Source organism: Tamilnaduibacter salinus (genome assembly GCF_003096655.1).
GTDB lineage: Bacteria > Pseudomonadota > Gammaproteobacteria > Pseudomonadales > Oleiphilaceae > Tamilnaduibacter > Tamilnaduibacter salinus.
In genome coordinates this window covers 1-14,918 of the sequence record NZ_QEKQ01000012.1, presented here as the reverse complement: position 1 = coordinate 14,918, position 14,918 = coordinate 1, and the positions used below count along the sequence as shown (strand labels likewise).

At 60.1% G+C, this 14,918-nt stretch carries 12 protein-coding genes; 9 read left to right on the top strand and 3 right to left on the bottom strand.

Translation table 11 applies throughout. The features are described from left to right. Window positions 1-23: 23 nt before the first annotated feature. From C8D92_RS15100 to smrA, 3 genes are read right to left on the bottom strand one after another with little or no spacing between them, the layout of a single operon-like run. Window positions 24-1,109: a DUF3080 domain-containing protein gene (locus C8D92_RS15100; RefSeq protein ID WP_243402476.1), complete on the bottom strand. Its 1,086-nt coding sequence runs from the start codon at window positions 1,107-1,109 to the stop codon at window positions 24-26. Then, the gene (locus C8D92_RS15095) at window positions 1,078-1,269 is read right to left on the bottom strand and encodes a hypothetical protein (RefSeq protein WP_116919881.1); all 192 of its coding nucleotides are present in this window, start codon (window positions 1,267-1,269) and stop codon (window positions 1,078-1,080) included. Before C8D92_RS15095 ends, C8D92_RS15100 begins: the two co-directional genes overlap by 32 nt. Window positions 1,270-1,324: 55 nt before the next feature. Next, the gene (gene smrA, locus C8D92_RS15090; RefSeq protein ID WP_116919880.1) at window positions 1,325-1,906 is read right to left on the bottom strand and encodes a DNA endonuclease SmrA; all 582 of its coding nucleotides are present in this window, start codon (window positions 1,904-1,906) and stop codon (window positions 1,325-1,327) included. 331 nt (window positions 1,907-2,237) lie between these two features. Here smrA and C8D92_RS15085 point away from each other — a divergent pair, with 331 nt between their 5' ends. The 9 genes from C8D92_RS15085 to C8D92_RS15045 all read left to right on the top strand — a co-directional run bounded on the left by C8D92_RS15085 (window position 2,238) and on the right by C8D92_RS15045 (window position 14,619). Continuing rightward, the gene (locus C8D92_RS15085) at window positions 2,238-4,151 is read left to right on the top strand and encodes a putative nucleotidyltransferase substrate binding domain-containing protein (protein ID WP_116919879.1); all 1,914 of its coding nucleotides are present in this window, start codon (window positions 2,238-2,240) and stop codon (window positions 4,149-4,151) included. Window positions 4,152-4,163: 12 nt separating this feature from the next. Next, window positions 4,164-4,871, top strand: coding sequence for a 3'-5' exonuclease (locus C8D92_RS15080; RefSeq protein ID WP_116919878.1), 708 nt, complete (start codon window positions 4,164-4,166; stop codon window positions 4,869-4,871). Between the two features lie 160 nt (window positions 4,872-5,031). Beyond that, window positions 5,032-5,295 carry a DUF4212 domain-containing protein gene (locus C8D92_RS15075; RefSeq protein ID WP_116919877.1) on the top strand — a complete coding sequence of 88 codons (264 nt, stop codon included), beginning with the start codon at window positions 5,032-5,034 and terminating at the stop codon, window positions 5,293-5,295. A gap of 6 nt (window positions 5,296-5,301) precedes the next feature. Beyond that, a complete protein-coding gene (locus C8D92_RS15070; protein WP_116919876.1) occupies window positions 5,302-7,071 on the top strand; it encodes a sodium:solute symporter family protein in 1,770 nt (589 codons plus the stop codon). Between the two features lie 101 nt (window positions 7,072-7,172). Further along, window positions 7,173-7,676: a hypothetical protein gene (locus C8D92_RS15065; protein WP_116919875.1), complete on the top strand. Its 504-nt coding sequence runs from the start codon at window positions 7,173-7,175 to the stop codon at window positions 7,674-7,676. Window positions 7,677-7,750: 74 nt separating this feature from the next. After that, entirely contained in the window at window positions 7,751-11,278 is a 3,528-nt protein-coding gene (locus C8D92_RS15060) for a hybrid sensor histidine kinase/response regulator (RefSeq protein ID WP_116919874.1), read from the top strand. Window positions 11,279-11,355: 77 nt separating this feature from the next. Continuing rightward, on the top strand, window positions 11,356-13,020 hold the full coding sequence (locus C8D92_RS15055) for a tetratricopeptide repeat protein (RefSeq protein WP_116919873.1): 1,665 nt from the start codon (window positions 11,356-11,358) through the stop codon (window positions 13,018-13,020). Next, on the top strand, window positions 12,998-13,714 hold the full coding sequence (locus tag C8D92_RS15050) for a sensor histidine kinase (RefSeq protein ID WP_116919872.1): 717 nt from the start codon (window positions 12,998-13,000) through the stop codon (window positions 13,712-13,714). Before C8D92_RS15055 ends, C8D92_RS15050 begins: the two co-directional genes overlap by 23 nt. Before the next feature lie 137 nt (window positions 13,715-13,851). After that, complete coding sequence (locus tag C8D92_RS15045) at window positions 13,852-14,619, top strand: response regulator (RefSeq protein WP_116919871.1); 768 nt, start codon at window positions 13,852-13,854, stop codon at window positions 14,617-14,619. Window positions 14,620-14,918 lie beyond the last annotated feature (299 nt).

Here is a 14,918-nt window from a genome sequence, read left to right as displayed (position 1 = left end):
CTGATCGATGACCCCGTTGACCACTAACCTCCCGGTCGCATGCCACACTGGGCGAGTAGTTCCTGCCACACCTGAGTGTGACGCGTTGTGGCCCGGTCGAGCGACTGCCAGAGGCTGTCACTACCCGACTCGGCAAGATATCTGGCGACATATGGACGTAGCGAATGCGGCATCACAGTCTCGTGACGCTCGGCCAGGCGCCTGACCGGCGGCAGCAATTGCCGGCGATTCCGGTCTACCGTCGCCATGTAGGACTGGACCTTCTCTGCGTAGACCGAGAAAAACATCTTGCGGACAATATCGGCCTGAGGGTTGGTTTTTTTGTTGAGACACAGAGGCGCCCCGGACAGCCGTTGCTCGACAAGGTCCGCCGCTTCGTTAAGCCGCGTCGTCAATAGGCGGGCACTCAGAAACAGCTGGCCGAGCCGGTGACTGTTCTGCCACTGTTGCTGCATCTCGCCGAGAAATGTCAGATCGACCTGCCATTGCCCGGACGCAAGCCGGTCAAGCTGCTGATGCAGACGTTCCAGATGGCCGACCAGTCTGCGCGTCTCTTCCCGGTCCGGTTGAATCGGGAGCGGCCCGCGCGTGCGTGTAAACAACGGCTCAATGGCTTCGGTTCCCCAGATGGCATTCCAGGTCGAAATCGAGAGCCCGTCGATTTTCGCGTTCCGGGCCTGACGGACCTGCGAGGCAAGCGCCGGATCATCCCCCAGCTTCGGCAGACAGTCGGCCGCCGCGCGAATAAATCGTACGTCGTAGCGAAGAACATTCACCGGCTGCATCACCCGACCCAACCCGGAATTGCGCTCGCCGACAACTTCCTGCAACCGGCACCTGTGGAGCGACAGAAAGTCGAGCATGTCCATGTCCAGCTCAGGTACCTCAAGCCGTCTGGTCCGCCGACGGGGAAAGAGCGCCACGGGGGGCACGTCGCGAAGCTCGTGATTCACGTCCAGGACACGAGCCACTCTCTCGACATAGGTATCGAGCATTGACGCCGGCTCGGAAAAGGGCTGGCAAGCGCTGGCGAGAAGGGCCAGCGCCAGGATGGCAAGGAAGCGGATCATGGCCGTTTTATTCGACCACGGGCTCCCCGTTGCTGTCATTCCAGATCCTGCGATCGCCAGAGTTCATCTTGCCGTTGCTGTCCCAGACGTCGCGGTTCTCTGTCGCCTCATCGATCCGGCCATTGTCGTTCCAGATCACGCGATCTTTACACCCGGCCAGCAGCAGAACCGAAAACAATCCGAACAGAATCCATCGCATGTGTTGCACTCTCCCATCGTTCGTTGAATGAGCTGTTTCCAGCACCGCTACTCCGTCAGTAACCGCCATGACGCTCACGGTTCCGCTGACGTTCACGCTCGCTCTTACGCAGCATGACATAAACGGCCCCCGTGCCCCCGTGATGCTTGCGAGCCGAATGGAAGGCCATGACATCGTCCAGTTCGGGCAACCACTTCGCCAGGTAGCTCTTGATACGTGCGATGCCATCCGGATTACGTTCCCCCTTGCCGTGAAGGATCAGAACACAGCGCACACTGTGTTCAACGCATTCCCGGACAAACCCGAACACTTCACGGCGGGCCTGGTCGACCGTCATTCGGTGCAGGTCCAGCCGGGCCTCGATGGGGTACTGGCCGAGGCGCAGTTTTTTATAGACACCGTGCTGGATACCGGGACGCTGGTAAGACAGCTCATCGCGGGCACCAAGGGGTTCCGCGTCTCCACCGGTCAGCGGATTTCGGTCGACCAGTGGCTGCTCGACCGCAGCCCTCTGGCGCTCAAGGTGGCCGGGCGTGACGTCGGGGGCGTGCCGAACGTCAGCCCGGTTGGGGCGCTTGATCGGGCGGACATCCCCCATGGCCTCCAGAAACTCGAGTCGATCTGCTTTGCTGGTCATGGTCGTTCCGGAAAGATCGTCTGTGGATCGCGTCCAGCTCACGATACCACACCGCTCGCAGGCCATGGCACCGGAAGACGGGAGTCGACCACCAATGGATCGATCAGGCGGGGGACCAACCATAAAAAAGCCCCCGGGACATCCCGGGGGCAGAAAAGCACAGGGGGAGTCCCCCATAAGCTTTCAGACACCACAGACAGCCGCCCGGAAGGAGATCGGTTCCGAGCGACAGTGACCATACTAGATCAGGACCCGGACGCTGTCCGTTGTACATTAGTCGAACACCCTTTACGGGCTGTTTGCCATAGACTGCCGGCAGGAGGAGATGGTTATGAATCGATCCACAGCGGAATCCCCGTCCCAGAACATCCGGTCCCTGATGCTGTTCCTGCAGGCGCATCCGCCGTTCAGCAGCATGGACGATCACCACCTGGCGTACTTTGCCGAGAACAGCCAGCTGCGGTTTTTCGCCGATGGCGACGTGGTGCTGTCTCCCGAGTCGGGCCCGGTCACGCATTTCAACGTCGTCAAACAGGGACAGATCCGCGGCGAACGCGACACCCGGGGTGATGGCCGGATCGACACAACGTTCGAGATCAGTGAGGGCGAGTGTTTTCCGGTGGCGGCCCTGCTGGGCGAACGCCCTACCCGGACATTGCACCGCGCCGCCGGGGATACGTTCTGCCTGTCCCTTGACCGCGACCATTTCGTCTCACTCTTTGCCGACAGCGACGCTTTCCGAGATTTCTGTCTGCGTGGCGTCAGCAGCCTTTTGGATCAGGTCAACCAGCGCATCCAGAGTAGTGCGATGCAGTCCATTGGCAGCGACAGCTCTCTGGACACCCCGCTGGAACGCTACGCGGTCCGCAATCCGATTGTCTGCACGCCCGATACCCCCATTCGCAAAGTCGTGGGCCGGATGCAGGACAACAATGTCGGCAGCATGATCATTACCGATGAACGCCGCTATCCCACCGGCATATTCACGCTGAGGGACCTGCGCACCATGGTCGCGTCCAGTGCCGCGTCGCTGGAGGACCCCATTTCGACGGTCATGACACCAAACCCCAAACTGTTACCGATTTCCGCGACAGCCTTTGAAGCCGCCATGCTGATGGCGGAGCATCACTTTGCCCACGTCTGCCTCACGGACGAGGACGGTCATCTCGTCGGTGTCATTTCAGAACGCGATCTGTTCTCTCTGCAGCGCGTCGATCTGGTCCATCTGGCGCGAGCCATCGGCACTGCCACTCACCTTCAAACACTGGTGGCACTGCGCTCGGAAGTCTCCCGACTGGTGGACGCCATGCTGGCCCATGGCGCCGATTCCGGTCAGGTACTACGAATCATCACCACTCTGAACGACTGCACGGTTCGACGCGTACTGGAGCTGAACCTGAAACGTGACGACCCGGGCATTTCGTTCACATGGCTGACGTTTGGCAGCGAGGGGCGCCAGGAGCAGACTCTGCTGACCGATCAGGACAATGGCATCCTGTTCGAGGTGCCCGATGGCATGACCGAAGATCAGGTGCGGGAGCGACTCCTGCCCTTCGCGGAGACGGTGAACCAGGAACTCGCCGAATGTGGATTCACCCTCTGCCCGGGTAACATCATGGCCAGCAACCCCAAACTCTGCCTCAGCGCCCGGGAGTGGGATGACTGGTTCCTACGCTTCATCGACGCGTCGACGCCCCAGAATCTGGTCTACTCATGCATTTTTCTGGACATGCGCTCGGTGTTTGGCCCGAAAGCGCCTCTGGACCGCCTGCTGGACACGGTCCTGGGGCGCATCCAGAAAAACGATCTGTTCCAGAAAATGCTGGCGGGCAATGCGGTCGAGCGGCGCCCCCCGTTGACCATGTTTCGCAATTTCCGCTACGCGCCGGACGGCGATCGGCACTCACTCGACCTCAAGCGCCAGGGGCTGGCACCGTTCGTTGAGGCGATCCGTGTGTTCGCCCTGGCCCATGGCATTGCCGCCCCCAATACGCTGGAACGGATGGATCACCTGATCGAGCGCGGCGTTTTCAGCGAACAGGACGGCGGCGCCTGGCGCGAGGCTTACAGCCTGATCCAGGCCATCCGCATGCGAGCCCATCAGGATCAGCTCGAGCGGGGCGAATCGCTGACCAACTACATCAACCCGAACCACCTGAACCCGCTGGACCGCCGTATCCTCAGGGAGTCGTTTCGACAGGCCCAGCGACTGCAGCAAAAACTGGAACTCACCTACCAACTCTGAGGTCGATATCCAATGCTGGAACGGTTCAAGGACTGGTTCAGTCGACAGCGACACCAACGCCCCTCATCGCAGACGGAGGAGTGGCCCGTTCCGGGGGACGCCAGTAGTCGGGGTCTCTCGACCATGCGCCTGATCGTGCTGGATCTCGAAACCACCGGCCTGAATCCTTCCCGGGACCAGGTCATCGCGATCGGGGCCGTCGCCATTGAGGCGCTGACCATTCCGATGCGCGATCAGGTCGATCTGATTCTACGACGACCGGAGCTGGATATCCGCGAGACCGTTCTGATCCATGGTATCGGGCCAGAAGCGCTTCGAAGCGGCCATGAGACGGAAGATGCCCTGCATCATCTACTGATGTGGATGAATGGTGACCCGATACTGGCGTTTCATTCGGCGTTCGATCAGTCATTTCTCGAGAAACTGCTGCGCCAGCAGTTGGACTACCGGCGCCGTCACACCTGGCTCGATGTCGCCGAGCTGCTACCAGCTCTCTACCCGGAGCGACGCGCCACCCGACTGGATGAGTGGATTGAGCAGCTGGGCCTGACCATTGATGCCCGCCACCACGCGGCGGCTGACGCCTTGGTCACTGCTGAGCTGACACTGATGGCCCTGCACCGTGGCCTCAAAGACGATCTGTCGACGTTTGGAGCGCTGACCGACAAACTCCGGGACAAGCGCCGCCTGAAACGCTTCCATAACAGCCACCTCACCTGATCCTGGCGCACACCGGCTCACTTAGACCATTTGCCAATACTCAGTTTTTCATTGCTGCGTAGAGTCGGGTAGTGCAAGGGATCGGAAGTAACAAGGAACAACAAGTTCCCAACAACTCAAATAATCGCCGACTGAACAACAACAACACAGGAGAGCTGTTATGTCGGGTAGCAACTACGACGCTGAGAAATACTGGAAGAAGAACCTGCGCCTCATCTTCGGATGCCTGGGTGTCTGGGCGTTCGTCTCCTATGGCTGCGCCATTCTCTTCCGTCCACTCCTCGCAGGAATCACGTTCGGAGGTACCGACCTCGGGTTCTGGTTCGCCCAACAGGGTTCCATTCTCACCTTCATCGCATTGATTTTCTTCTACGGCTGGAAGATGAACAAGATCGATCGCGAATTTGGTGTCCACGAGGAGTAAGCCCGGATGAGTCAATTTGTCATTAACCTCATATTCGTCGGTGCCTCCTTCGCCCTGTACATCGGGATCGCGATCTGGGCCAAGGCTGGCACCACCAAGGATTTCTATGTCGCCGGCGGCGGGGTTCACCCTGTTACCAATGGCATGGCAACAGCCGCTGACTGGATGTCAGCGGCCTCTTTCATCTCCATGGCGGGCCTGATTGCCGCCGGTGGTTATGCGAACTCCACCTTCCTGATGGGCTGGACCGGTGGCTACGTCCTGCTGGCAATGCTGCTGGCGCCCTACCTGCGTAAATTCGGCAAATTCACGGTGCCAGAGTTCATTGGTGACCGGTTCTACAGCCGTAACGCGCGCTTTGTGGCGGTGGCCTGCCTGATTGTGGCGTCGGTCACCTACGTCATCGGTCAGATGACCGGTGCCGGTGTGGCCTTCTCCCGCTTTCTGGAGGTGGACAACCTGACCGGCCTGCTGATTGCGGCCGTCGTGGTGTTCATGTACGCCGTCATGGGTGGCATGAAAGGCATCACCTACACGCAGGTGGCCCAGTACAGCGTGCTGATCATCGCCTACACCATCCCGGCGGTCTTCATTTCGCTGGAACTGACAGGCAACCCGATCCCACCACTGGGTCTGTTCAGTGAACACAGTGAGTCGGGTGTGCCGCTGCTGGCGAAGCTGGACCAGGTCGTTCAGGACCTGGGCTTTTCCGCCTACACGGCGGATGTGCCCAATAAGCTGAACATGGTGCTGTTCACCCTGTCACTGATGATCGGGACGGCCGGTCTGCCGCACGTCATCATCCGGTTCTTCACGGTTCCGAAGGTGGCTGACGCGCGCTGGTCCGCCGGCTGGGCACTGGTCTTCATCGCCCTGCTGTACCTGACCGCTCCGGCTGTTGCCTCCATGGCCCGCCTGAACCTGATCACGACGATCTATCCAGAAGGGCCGCAGGCCGAAGCCATCGAGTATTCGGAGCGTCCGAACTGGATCCGGACATGGCAGGAGACCGGTCTGATTCAGTACGAGGACAAGAACAACGACGGCCGCATTCAGCTGTACAACGATGACAATCAGGAGTTCCAGAGCACCGCGGAATCTCGCGGCTGGAATGGCAACGAGCTGGTGGTCAACCGAGACATTCTGGTTCTGGCCAACCCGGAAATTGCTCAACTGCCACCCTGGGTCATCGGTCTGATTGCCGCGGGCGGTCTCGCAGCAGCGCTGTCGACGGCGGCCGGTCTGTTGCTGGCCATATCGTCGGCCGTCAGTCACGACCTGATCAAGGGCGCCATTAACCCCAATATCACGGAGAAAGGCGAGTTGCTTGCCGCCCGGATCTCGATGGCGGTCGCCATCATCATCGCCACGTATCTGGGGGCGAACCCTCCAGGCTTCGCGGCGCAGGTGGTGGCACTGGCCTTCGGTATCGCCGGTGCATCGATTTTCCCGGCACTGATGATGGGCATCTTCTCCAAGCGCATTAACAACAAGGGCGCGATTGCGGGGATGCTGACCGGCCTGATCGTAACGCTGGTGTACATCTTCATGTACAAGGGCTGGTTCTTTGTCGGCGGCACCGCCAATTTCCCGGATACGGCGGAGTACTGGCTGCTGGGCGTGTCCCCGCTGTCCTTCGGGGCGATTGGCGCGGTGATCAACTTCATCGTTGCCTTCGGGGTGTCCAACGCCACCGAGGAACCGCCGGAGGAGATCCAGGAGCTGGTCGAGAGCGTGCGTTTCCCACGCGGAGCTGGCAGCGCCTCGGACCACTAAGCCATAATGCAGCCTGAGCCGGACCCGGAGGGTCCGCCGGGCTGAGTCAGGCGGGCTTTCCTCCTGTGGGGAAAGCCCGCTTTTTTTTTGAGGACAGCAGTATGTTGTGGCATTTGATTGCGACCGTGGTCGCCGGTTTTGGTGCGGCCGGGATCGCTCTGATGATAAGGGCGGCAACACGCCAGAAGGCACCCAAATGGCTGGTGCCCGTCTTCGCGGGCGCCGGAATGCTCGCGTACCAGATTCACGGCGAGTACACCTGGTTCGAGCACAAACAGGCGCAACTCCCGGAAGGGTCAGTCGTGGTCCAGAAAAGCCGCGAACCCGCGATCTGGAAGCCCTGGACCTTCATTATTCCCCGAGTGGGCGGTTTTACAGTTCTGGATACCAATAGCATCCGGACTTCTGCGACACAGGACAGCGTCGTCGGCTTCCGGCTTTACCGGTTCGAACACAGCCAGACAGACCAGGTGGCCAACAGTCGCTACCTGCTGAACTGCGAATCGCGCGAGCTGGGCCAGCTAAACGACGAAGGAGCCTTTCACGATGGGTCTCTGACGAAACTGCCCAATGGCGATCCACTGCTGACGGAAGTCTGCCGATAACCGGTTATGCCGGACCCCGGGATACCCCGGCGCTCCGGCCTTGCGATTGTGAATCAACGACGGAAGAGCCCCCCATGCTGAACGTCTGGCTGCTGGTTCTCATATCCCTGGCCTATATTTCACTGCTCTTTGGCATCGCCTGGGCCGGCGACCGGCATCCGGCACTGTATCGAAAGCGGTGGACACGAACGCACGTCTACGCGCTATCCCTGGCGGTCTACTTCACGTCGTGGACGTTTTACGGCGCTGTCGGACGTGCCACACAGGAAGGGCTGGGGTTTCTCCCCATTTATCTGGGCCCGCTGCTGGTCTTTCTGTTCGGGGCCACACTGATCCGTCGCATCATCACGATCAGTAAACGCAACAACAGCACCTCCATCGCGGATTTCATTGCGTCGCGCTATGGCAAATCCCAGTCGCTCGCTGCGCTGGTCGCGCTCATCGCGCTGGTCGGGAGCGTCCCCTACATCGCGTTGCAACTCAAAGCCATTGCGATGGGCTTCAACACGCTGTCAGCCGATAACACGGGCTCACCGTTCGTGATCCATCCGGCGTGGAACGACTCGGCCTGGTACATCACCCTGGCACTGGCGGCGTTTACGGTACTGTTCGGGACCCGGCATCTTGAATCCACCGAACACCATCGGGGGATGATCCAGGCGATTGCATTTGAGTCGATCATCAAGCTGGTCGCTTTTGTCGCCGTTGGCTTATTTGTCACCTTCTCTCTTCACGATGGCATTGGCGACCTGTTCGGCCGTATCAGTGCGGCCAATCTGACCGGAACCCTCACCACCGATGGCATTGAGGCGCCCGCGTTCATCACCCAGACGCTCATTGCCATGCTGGCCATCTTCTGTCTGCCCAGACAGTTCCACGTCATGGTGGTCGAGAACGCCGACCACCGGGACTTCAACACGGCCCGCTGGGCCATGCCGGCGTACCTGATTATCGCCAGCGCATTTGTCCTGCCCATCGCTGCGGCGGGTCTACTGGCCAATTCCGGCACAACCTCGGTCGTGGACCCGGACACTCTGATCCTGACACTCCCCATCGAGGCGGGCGCTGAGGTGCTGGCGGTCCTCGCCTATCTGGGTGGCGGGTCGGCTGCGGCCGCGATGGTCATCGTCTGCTCCGTCGCCATTGCCACCATGATCAGTAATGAGATTGTCATGCCGGCGGTCCTCAAACTCTTTCAGGACCGCATTGACCGCAAGCGGGATGTCAGCTCCCTGCTGCTCTGGATCCGCCGCGGCGCGATACTCCTGATTCTGTTCGCCTCCTATGGCTTTTATCGGCTGGCCGGCTCGGACTACAGCCTGACAGCGTTCGGGCTGCTCTCATTTGCCGCGGCCGCCCAGTTCGGGCCGTCGCTGATCGGCGGTATTGTCTGGCGGCGGGGCAACCAGACCGGTGCCTTCGCTGGCCTGGCGATTGGCTTCACCCTCTGGTGTTACACGCTGTTGTTACCAGCACTGGTATCAACAGGCTGGCTGGATACCACGATTACCCGGGATGGTCTGTTCGGGCTGGGATGGACGCGTCCCACTGCCCTCTTCGGTCTGTCACTGGACCAGACCAGCCACGGTGTTATCTGGAGCCTCGGACTCAACACACTGGCCTACGTTGTATTGTCCCTGCTGACCCGCCAACGGGTGCGGGAGACTATCCAGATCGCATCGTTTTTCCACGATCCGGAACCGCGCCCTGAAACGCCACACGAGCAGGCCTGGCAGGGCAATGTGATGACCGCCGACCTGGAGGCCCTGGCGGACCGCTTCATGGGAGAGGAGCGTGCGTCAGCCGCCTTCCGCAACTACGAACGACGCAACGCCGTGCGACTGAGCCCTCAACGTCCTGCGAGCAACCACCTGATGAAGTACGTCGAGCGCCAGCTCGCCTCCGTCATCGGGGCGTCGACGGCCCGGGTGGTGCTGGAATCGACCCTGACCGGTCGCGATATGCAGATCGAGGATGTGGTCAGCATCGTGGACGAAACGTCCAAGGCCATGACGTTCAGCCGGGAGCTGCTGCAATCGGCCATCGAGAACATCAGCCTGGGGGTGGCCATCATCAATCACCAACAGTTGCTCGTGGTCTGGAACCAGCGTTTTCTCGACATGTTCACCTACCCCCGCGGCTACGTCCGGGCCGGACGACCGGTTGAGGATCTGATTCGCTACAACCTGGTCACCACCAATATGCCGGCTCGCAAAATTGACGACATCGTCCATCAGCGACTGGAAACAATCCGCCGCGGTGATACCCTCTCCGATGAACAACACCGACCCGATGGCACCATTCTGCAGACCGAGGGAAGCCCGATACCGGGCGGCGGTTATGTGGTGACTTTTCAGGACATCACTCCCATGCGTCGCACAGAACAGGCACTCAAGGAAACGAACGTGTACCTGGAGCAACGCGTGAAGGAACGGACACAGGAGCTGCAGGTTCTCAACGATCAGCTCCTGAAAGCCAAGTCCGTTGCCGAACAGGCCAACCAGAGTAAGACACGGTTTCTGGCCTCGGCCAGTCACGACCTGCTGCAGCCACTCAATGCGGCCCGCCTGTTCACGTCCGCACTTGCCGGCAAAACCGAAACCGGAGAACTGAGCGAACTCGTTGGTCACGTGGACAGCTCACTGGAAGCGGCCGAGGAGATTATCAGCACCCTGCTGGACATCTCAAAGCTGGATGCCGGCGCCCTGGAGCCCAATATCAGCGACTTCCCCGTCATCGATATGCTCCGACACCTATCTACAGAATTCTCGGCAATTGCAGAGGAGCGAGGCCTGAGTCTGGACCTGGTCCCCAGCTCCGCGTGGTTGCGCTCGGACCCGCAGCTTCTGCGACGGGTTGTCCAGAATTTCCTGTCCAACGCGATCCGATACACACCGTCGGGCCGCATCCTGCTTGGCTGCCGACGGCTGAAAGGGTATCTCCGGATTGAGGTCTGGGACACGGGCCCGGGCATCCCGGACGACAAACTCCAGCACATTTTCGAGGAGTTTCAGCGTCTTCAGCACGGCAGTGACGCGAAAGGCCTGGGACTGGGTCTGGCCATCGTCGACCGTATCAGCACCATGCTGGACCTGCCGGTCAACGTCCGTTCCCATCAGGGGCGAGGCAGTGTGTTCAGTATCATGGTGCCCATGGCCGAAGCGCCCGCGGCCCCGCCAACCGAACCGGCGTCCGGCAGGCGATCACGCTCTGTCTCGCAGCTGAGCGGCCTGTCGGTGCTGTGTATCGATAACGACGAAACGATCCTCGAGGGCATGGTGGCGCTGCTCGGCAACTGGGACTGCAACGTGATTGCCGCAACCCATCTCAACCAGGCCCGGGAACGACTGAACGGCAAAGCGCCGGACATCATTCTGGCCGACTACCAGCTGGACGATGATGAGAATGGCCTCGATGTCATGGATGCCCTCCAGGGGGATTTCCAACGCGCTATTCCCGGCATCCTGATCACGGGGTATCTGGGAGACGACATCCGGTCCCAGGCCACGGACCGTGGTTACCAGATCCTGTTCAAGCCCGTAAAGCCGGCTGCCCTGCGCGCCATGGTCAACAAACTGCTGCGGCGGCGCAAGACCGCTTAACGGACCACTTGTGATTCAGGCAGGGGTCATCTAACGTCGTTCAGGATAACGCCCAGCGGCATCCCATAGTTCATGTCATGACGCAGACTCGCGACAACGACCATTGGCTGGCTGGCGAGCTGGCCAGATTACGATTCCTGGTGGTCGACGACTTTGACCATTTTCGTCGGTCCATGTGCCAGATGCTGCTTTCAATGGGAGCAACGCGGATTGAAACCGTCGCCACGGCGTCCTCGGCTCTTCGGATGTGCACCTACGACGTGTTCGATGTGGTGCTCTGCGACTTCAATCTCGGAGAAGACCGCAATGGTCAGCACATTCTGGAGGAGTTGCGCTACAAGGCCCTACTGAGGCGAACCGCACTGTTCATCATGGTGACCGCCGAAACCTCACGTGATCGGGTGATGGGCGCCCGGGAGTATCAGCCAGACGGCTATCTCACCAAACCCATCAACCATTCGGTGCTGCATCAACGCCTTGGCGCCCTCATCCGCCAACGCAGTACGCTCCTGCCAATCAACCGGGAAATCGACCTGGAAAACTACCCGCGCGCCATTTCACTATGCCGCGAACGCCTTCAGAGCGAACCTCGCTACCGAACCTGGTTATTGAAAACAATGGCCGATCTCTACCTGCGGCTTGGGGATGACCGTCACGCCCGTAAGATCTATCAGGATGTACTGGACAAGCGCGATGTCCCCTGGGCGCGGCTTGGGCTTGGACGAGTTCTATTGTCCGAGGGCTACCTTCAGGAGGCCATCGCCTGTTTCCGACACCTGGTCAGGAACCAGCCGGACACCATGGAGGCCTACGACCTGCTCGCAACTGCGCTAGTGGCGGCCAATCAGCCGAGAGAGGCACAGAGGACTCTTCAGCGCGCGGTGGCGGTCTCGCCCCACGCCATTCTGCGATGGCGCCAACTGGCCGAACTGGCGAACCGGAACCAGGATCTCGAAACGGCGTGTGAGGCGTGGCAACAGGCGGTCACTCAGGGCACACTTTCCATACACGACCATCCCGACCATTATCTGGGCCTCGCCCGGAGCTTGAGCGATCTTGCCGGAACGGACACCACTGCGGACGGGCAAAAACGCGCTGAGGACGCGATCCAGATGGTGAGGACGCTTTCTGAGCGCTTTCCGGATGCCTTCACGAGCCGTCTTCAGGCACAGCTGGTCGAGTCGCGCACTCACGCCGGACAAGGGCGTACAGATGAAGCATCACGGTGCCTCAATGAGGTGATTCAGAGGCTCGACCTGACTCAGGTGGATGCCCCCACGGGACTCGAAGTCGCACGGACATACTACGCCACCGGGCAACCGGACAAGGCAACACCCCTGCTCCACGATCTTGCTCAACGTTACGAGGATGACCCGGATCAGATCGAAGCCATTGAACAGCTCCTTGATGAGCCCGTCGATTTCGCCCAGCGGATGAAGGCGCGTCGAGACAACCGTAAAGGCATCGATGCATTCGAGCAAGGGGACCTGTCAGCCGCGGTCAACGCGTTCCGGTCGGCTCTCGCCATGGTCCCCCAACACACGGCACTCAATCTCAATCTGATCCAGGTACTGCTGTCGCGCCAGGCCGATACACCTCTGGACGACGCAGACCTGGCCGAATGCTGGCGTTGTCTGCAGGCCCTGGAAGGCCTGCCGTCCCAGCACCGTCAATACCGTCGGTACCTGACATTACGCCGGAAAGTGGAGGCCCTGACCCATGCCCACGATTCCCCCGACTGACCCCGAACGACCGGAAACAAACAATCCGATCGACTTCTCCATGGTGCTCGCCTCGGCGGTACATGACATGAAGAACTCGCTGGGGATGTTTCTGCAATCGCTTGACGAGTTCCGTTCCGATTTGCCGGGACAATACACCGAAACCCGTGGCTTCAACACACTCCAGTACGAAGCCGAACGGATCCACAATGACCTGGTCCAGCTTCTCGGGCTGTACCGACTCGGAGAGCAGACACTCTCCGCGACGGTGGAAGAACATTTCCTGCCGGACTTCATCCACCAGCACATCGCCCGCCATAAGCCGCTCCTCAATGGCCTTGGTATCGGATACGACATCGAAAGCGAAGACATGACCGGCTACTTCGATGACCATCTGGTGACAGGAGTGCTGAACAACGTGATCAACAATGCCATTCGATACACTAGCGGCAAGATCCGCCTGGCCGCCTACGCCTCCGAAGGCTACCTGGTCATCAGCGTCGAGGACGACGGCGTCGGTTATCCGTCGCACATGCAACATCAGGAAACACCCAATCTCCAGACGTTGGACTTCAGCAGCGGCAGTACGAGTCTAGGGCTTTATTTTGCCTCGACAGTTGCACAGCTGCACCACGATGGGGATCGCAAGGGGTTCATCCGCCTACATAATCAAAGTGACCTTGGTGGCGGTCGATTCGAATTGTGGCTCCCATGACACAGTTTCCGGCCAAACAGTGACAATGGTCCTTGAATCGTGGACAGAAGCCTCTTAGCGTTCGTCAACGACCTCAGGGAGTTGACCACCGGGTCCGGATTGGTCAGAGGCAAGCATCCTTAAAAGGGAGACAGGGAATGCCGAGAGGCCACGCACTCATCGTCGATGATTCGTCGACGGCCCGCATCATTCTGGCCCGACTGCTCGAACGGGTCGACGTCAGAACCTCCGGGGTATCATCCGCCGAAGAGGCGCTCACGCGTCTTCAAACCGAAACCTTCGACCTGATTTTTCTGGATCACCTACTCCCCGGAATGGATGGATTTCAGGCACTGGAGCGACTGAAGAGTCAACCGGCGACCCACCACATTCCTGTGTTCATGTACACCTCACAGCGAGCTGAGCGATACATGGAGGAAGCAAAAGCACACGGTGCCGCCGGCGTGATTGGCAAGCAGGTCGATCGTCAGCAGTTGGTCCAGACCATTGATGCCATTCTTTCGGGCACTCCCACAGATTCCGGTCCACCGGACACGGTCGCCGAAGCCTTGATGGATGACGCCCCCTCACCACCGCCCCCGTCCTCGAATCAAGCCAGCGCAAACAAACGCCTCACAGGTCGCCTGGCCACTCTGGAAATCGCCTATGAAGAGGCCGACGAGCAGATAAGGGCGTTGAAAAACACATTGGCAGGTATCCAGTCGGGACATCAGGAAGCACTCGAACGGGAGCGTCGACGCCACCGGGCCAAGTGGTGGACCACCGTTGGCCTATTCGGAGTGATCACGCTGGTTCTCGGATGGCAACTTGGCGAAATCGCATCAGCAATGGACAGCCTCAATGAACAGCTCATTCTTGTGGAACGGATCATCAGTGGTTTGGTGGAGTTGGAAAGTGGGCAGTGATGTGGGTGTGTTTCAACCGGCCGCCCTTTGGGCGGCGACGATGACCCGGAGCGGTCCGGGACGGACCGCTCGTGCTCGCCTGCCGGAGCGTTGCTCCGGCTGCCCGCTGGGCACCAGCTCGCACACTCCCGTAGGTCATCCCTTTCGTGCAGCCAATAAAAAACCCCCAACGGCGCCGCCGCTGGGGGTTTGTTATTGGGAGCCTGACGATGACCTACTTTGCTCGCGCCTCTCGGCGCTCGGCCCTTCGGGCCCGTCGTCGCGTTGCTCCGACGTCCTGCGCCTGCCATTCGGCAGGC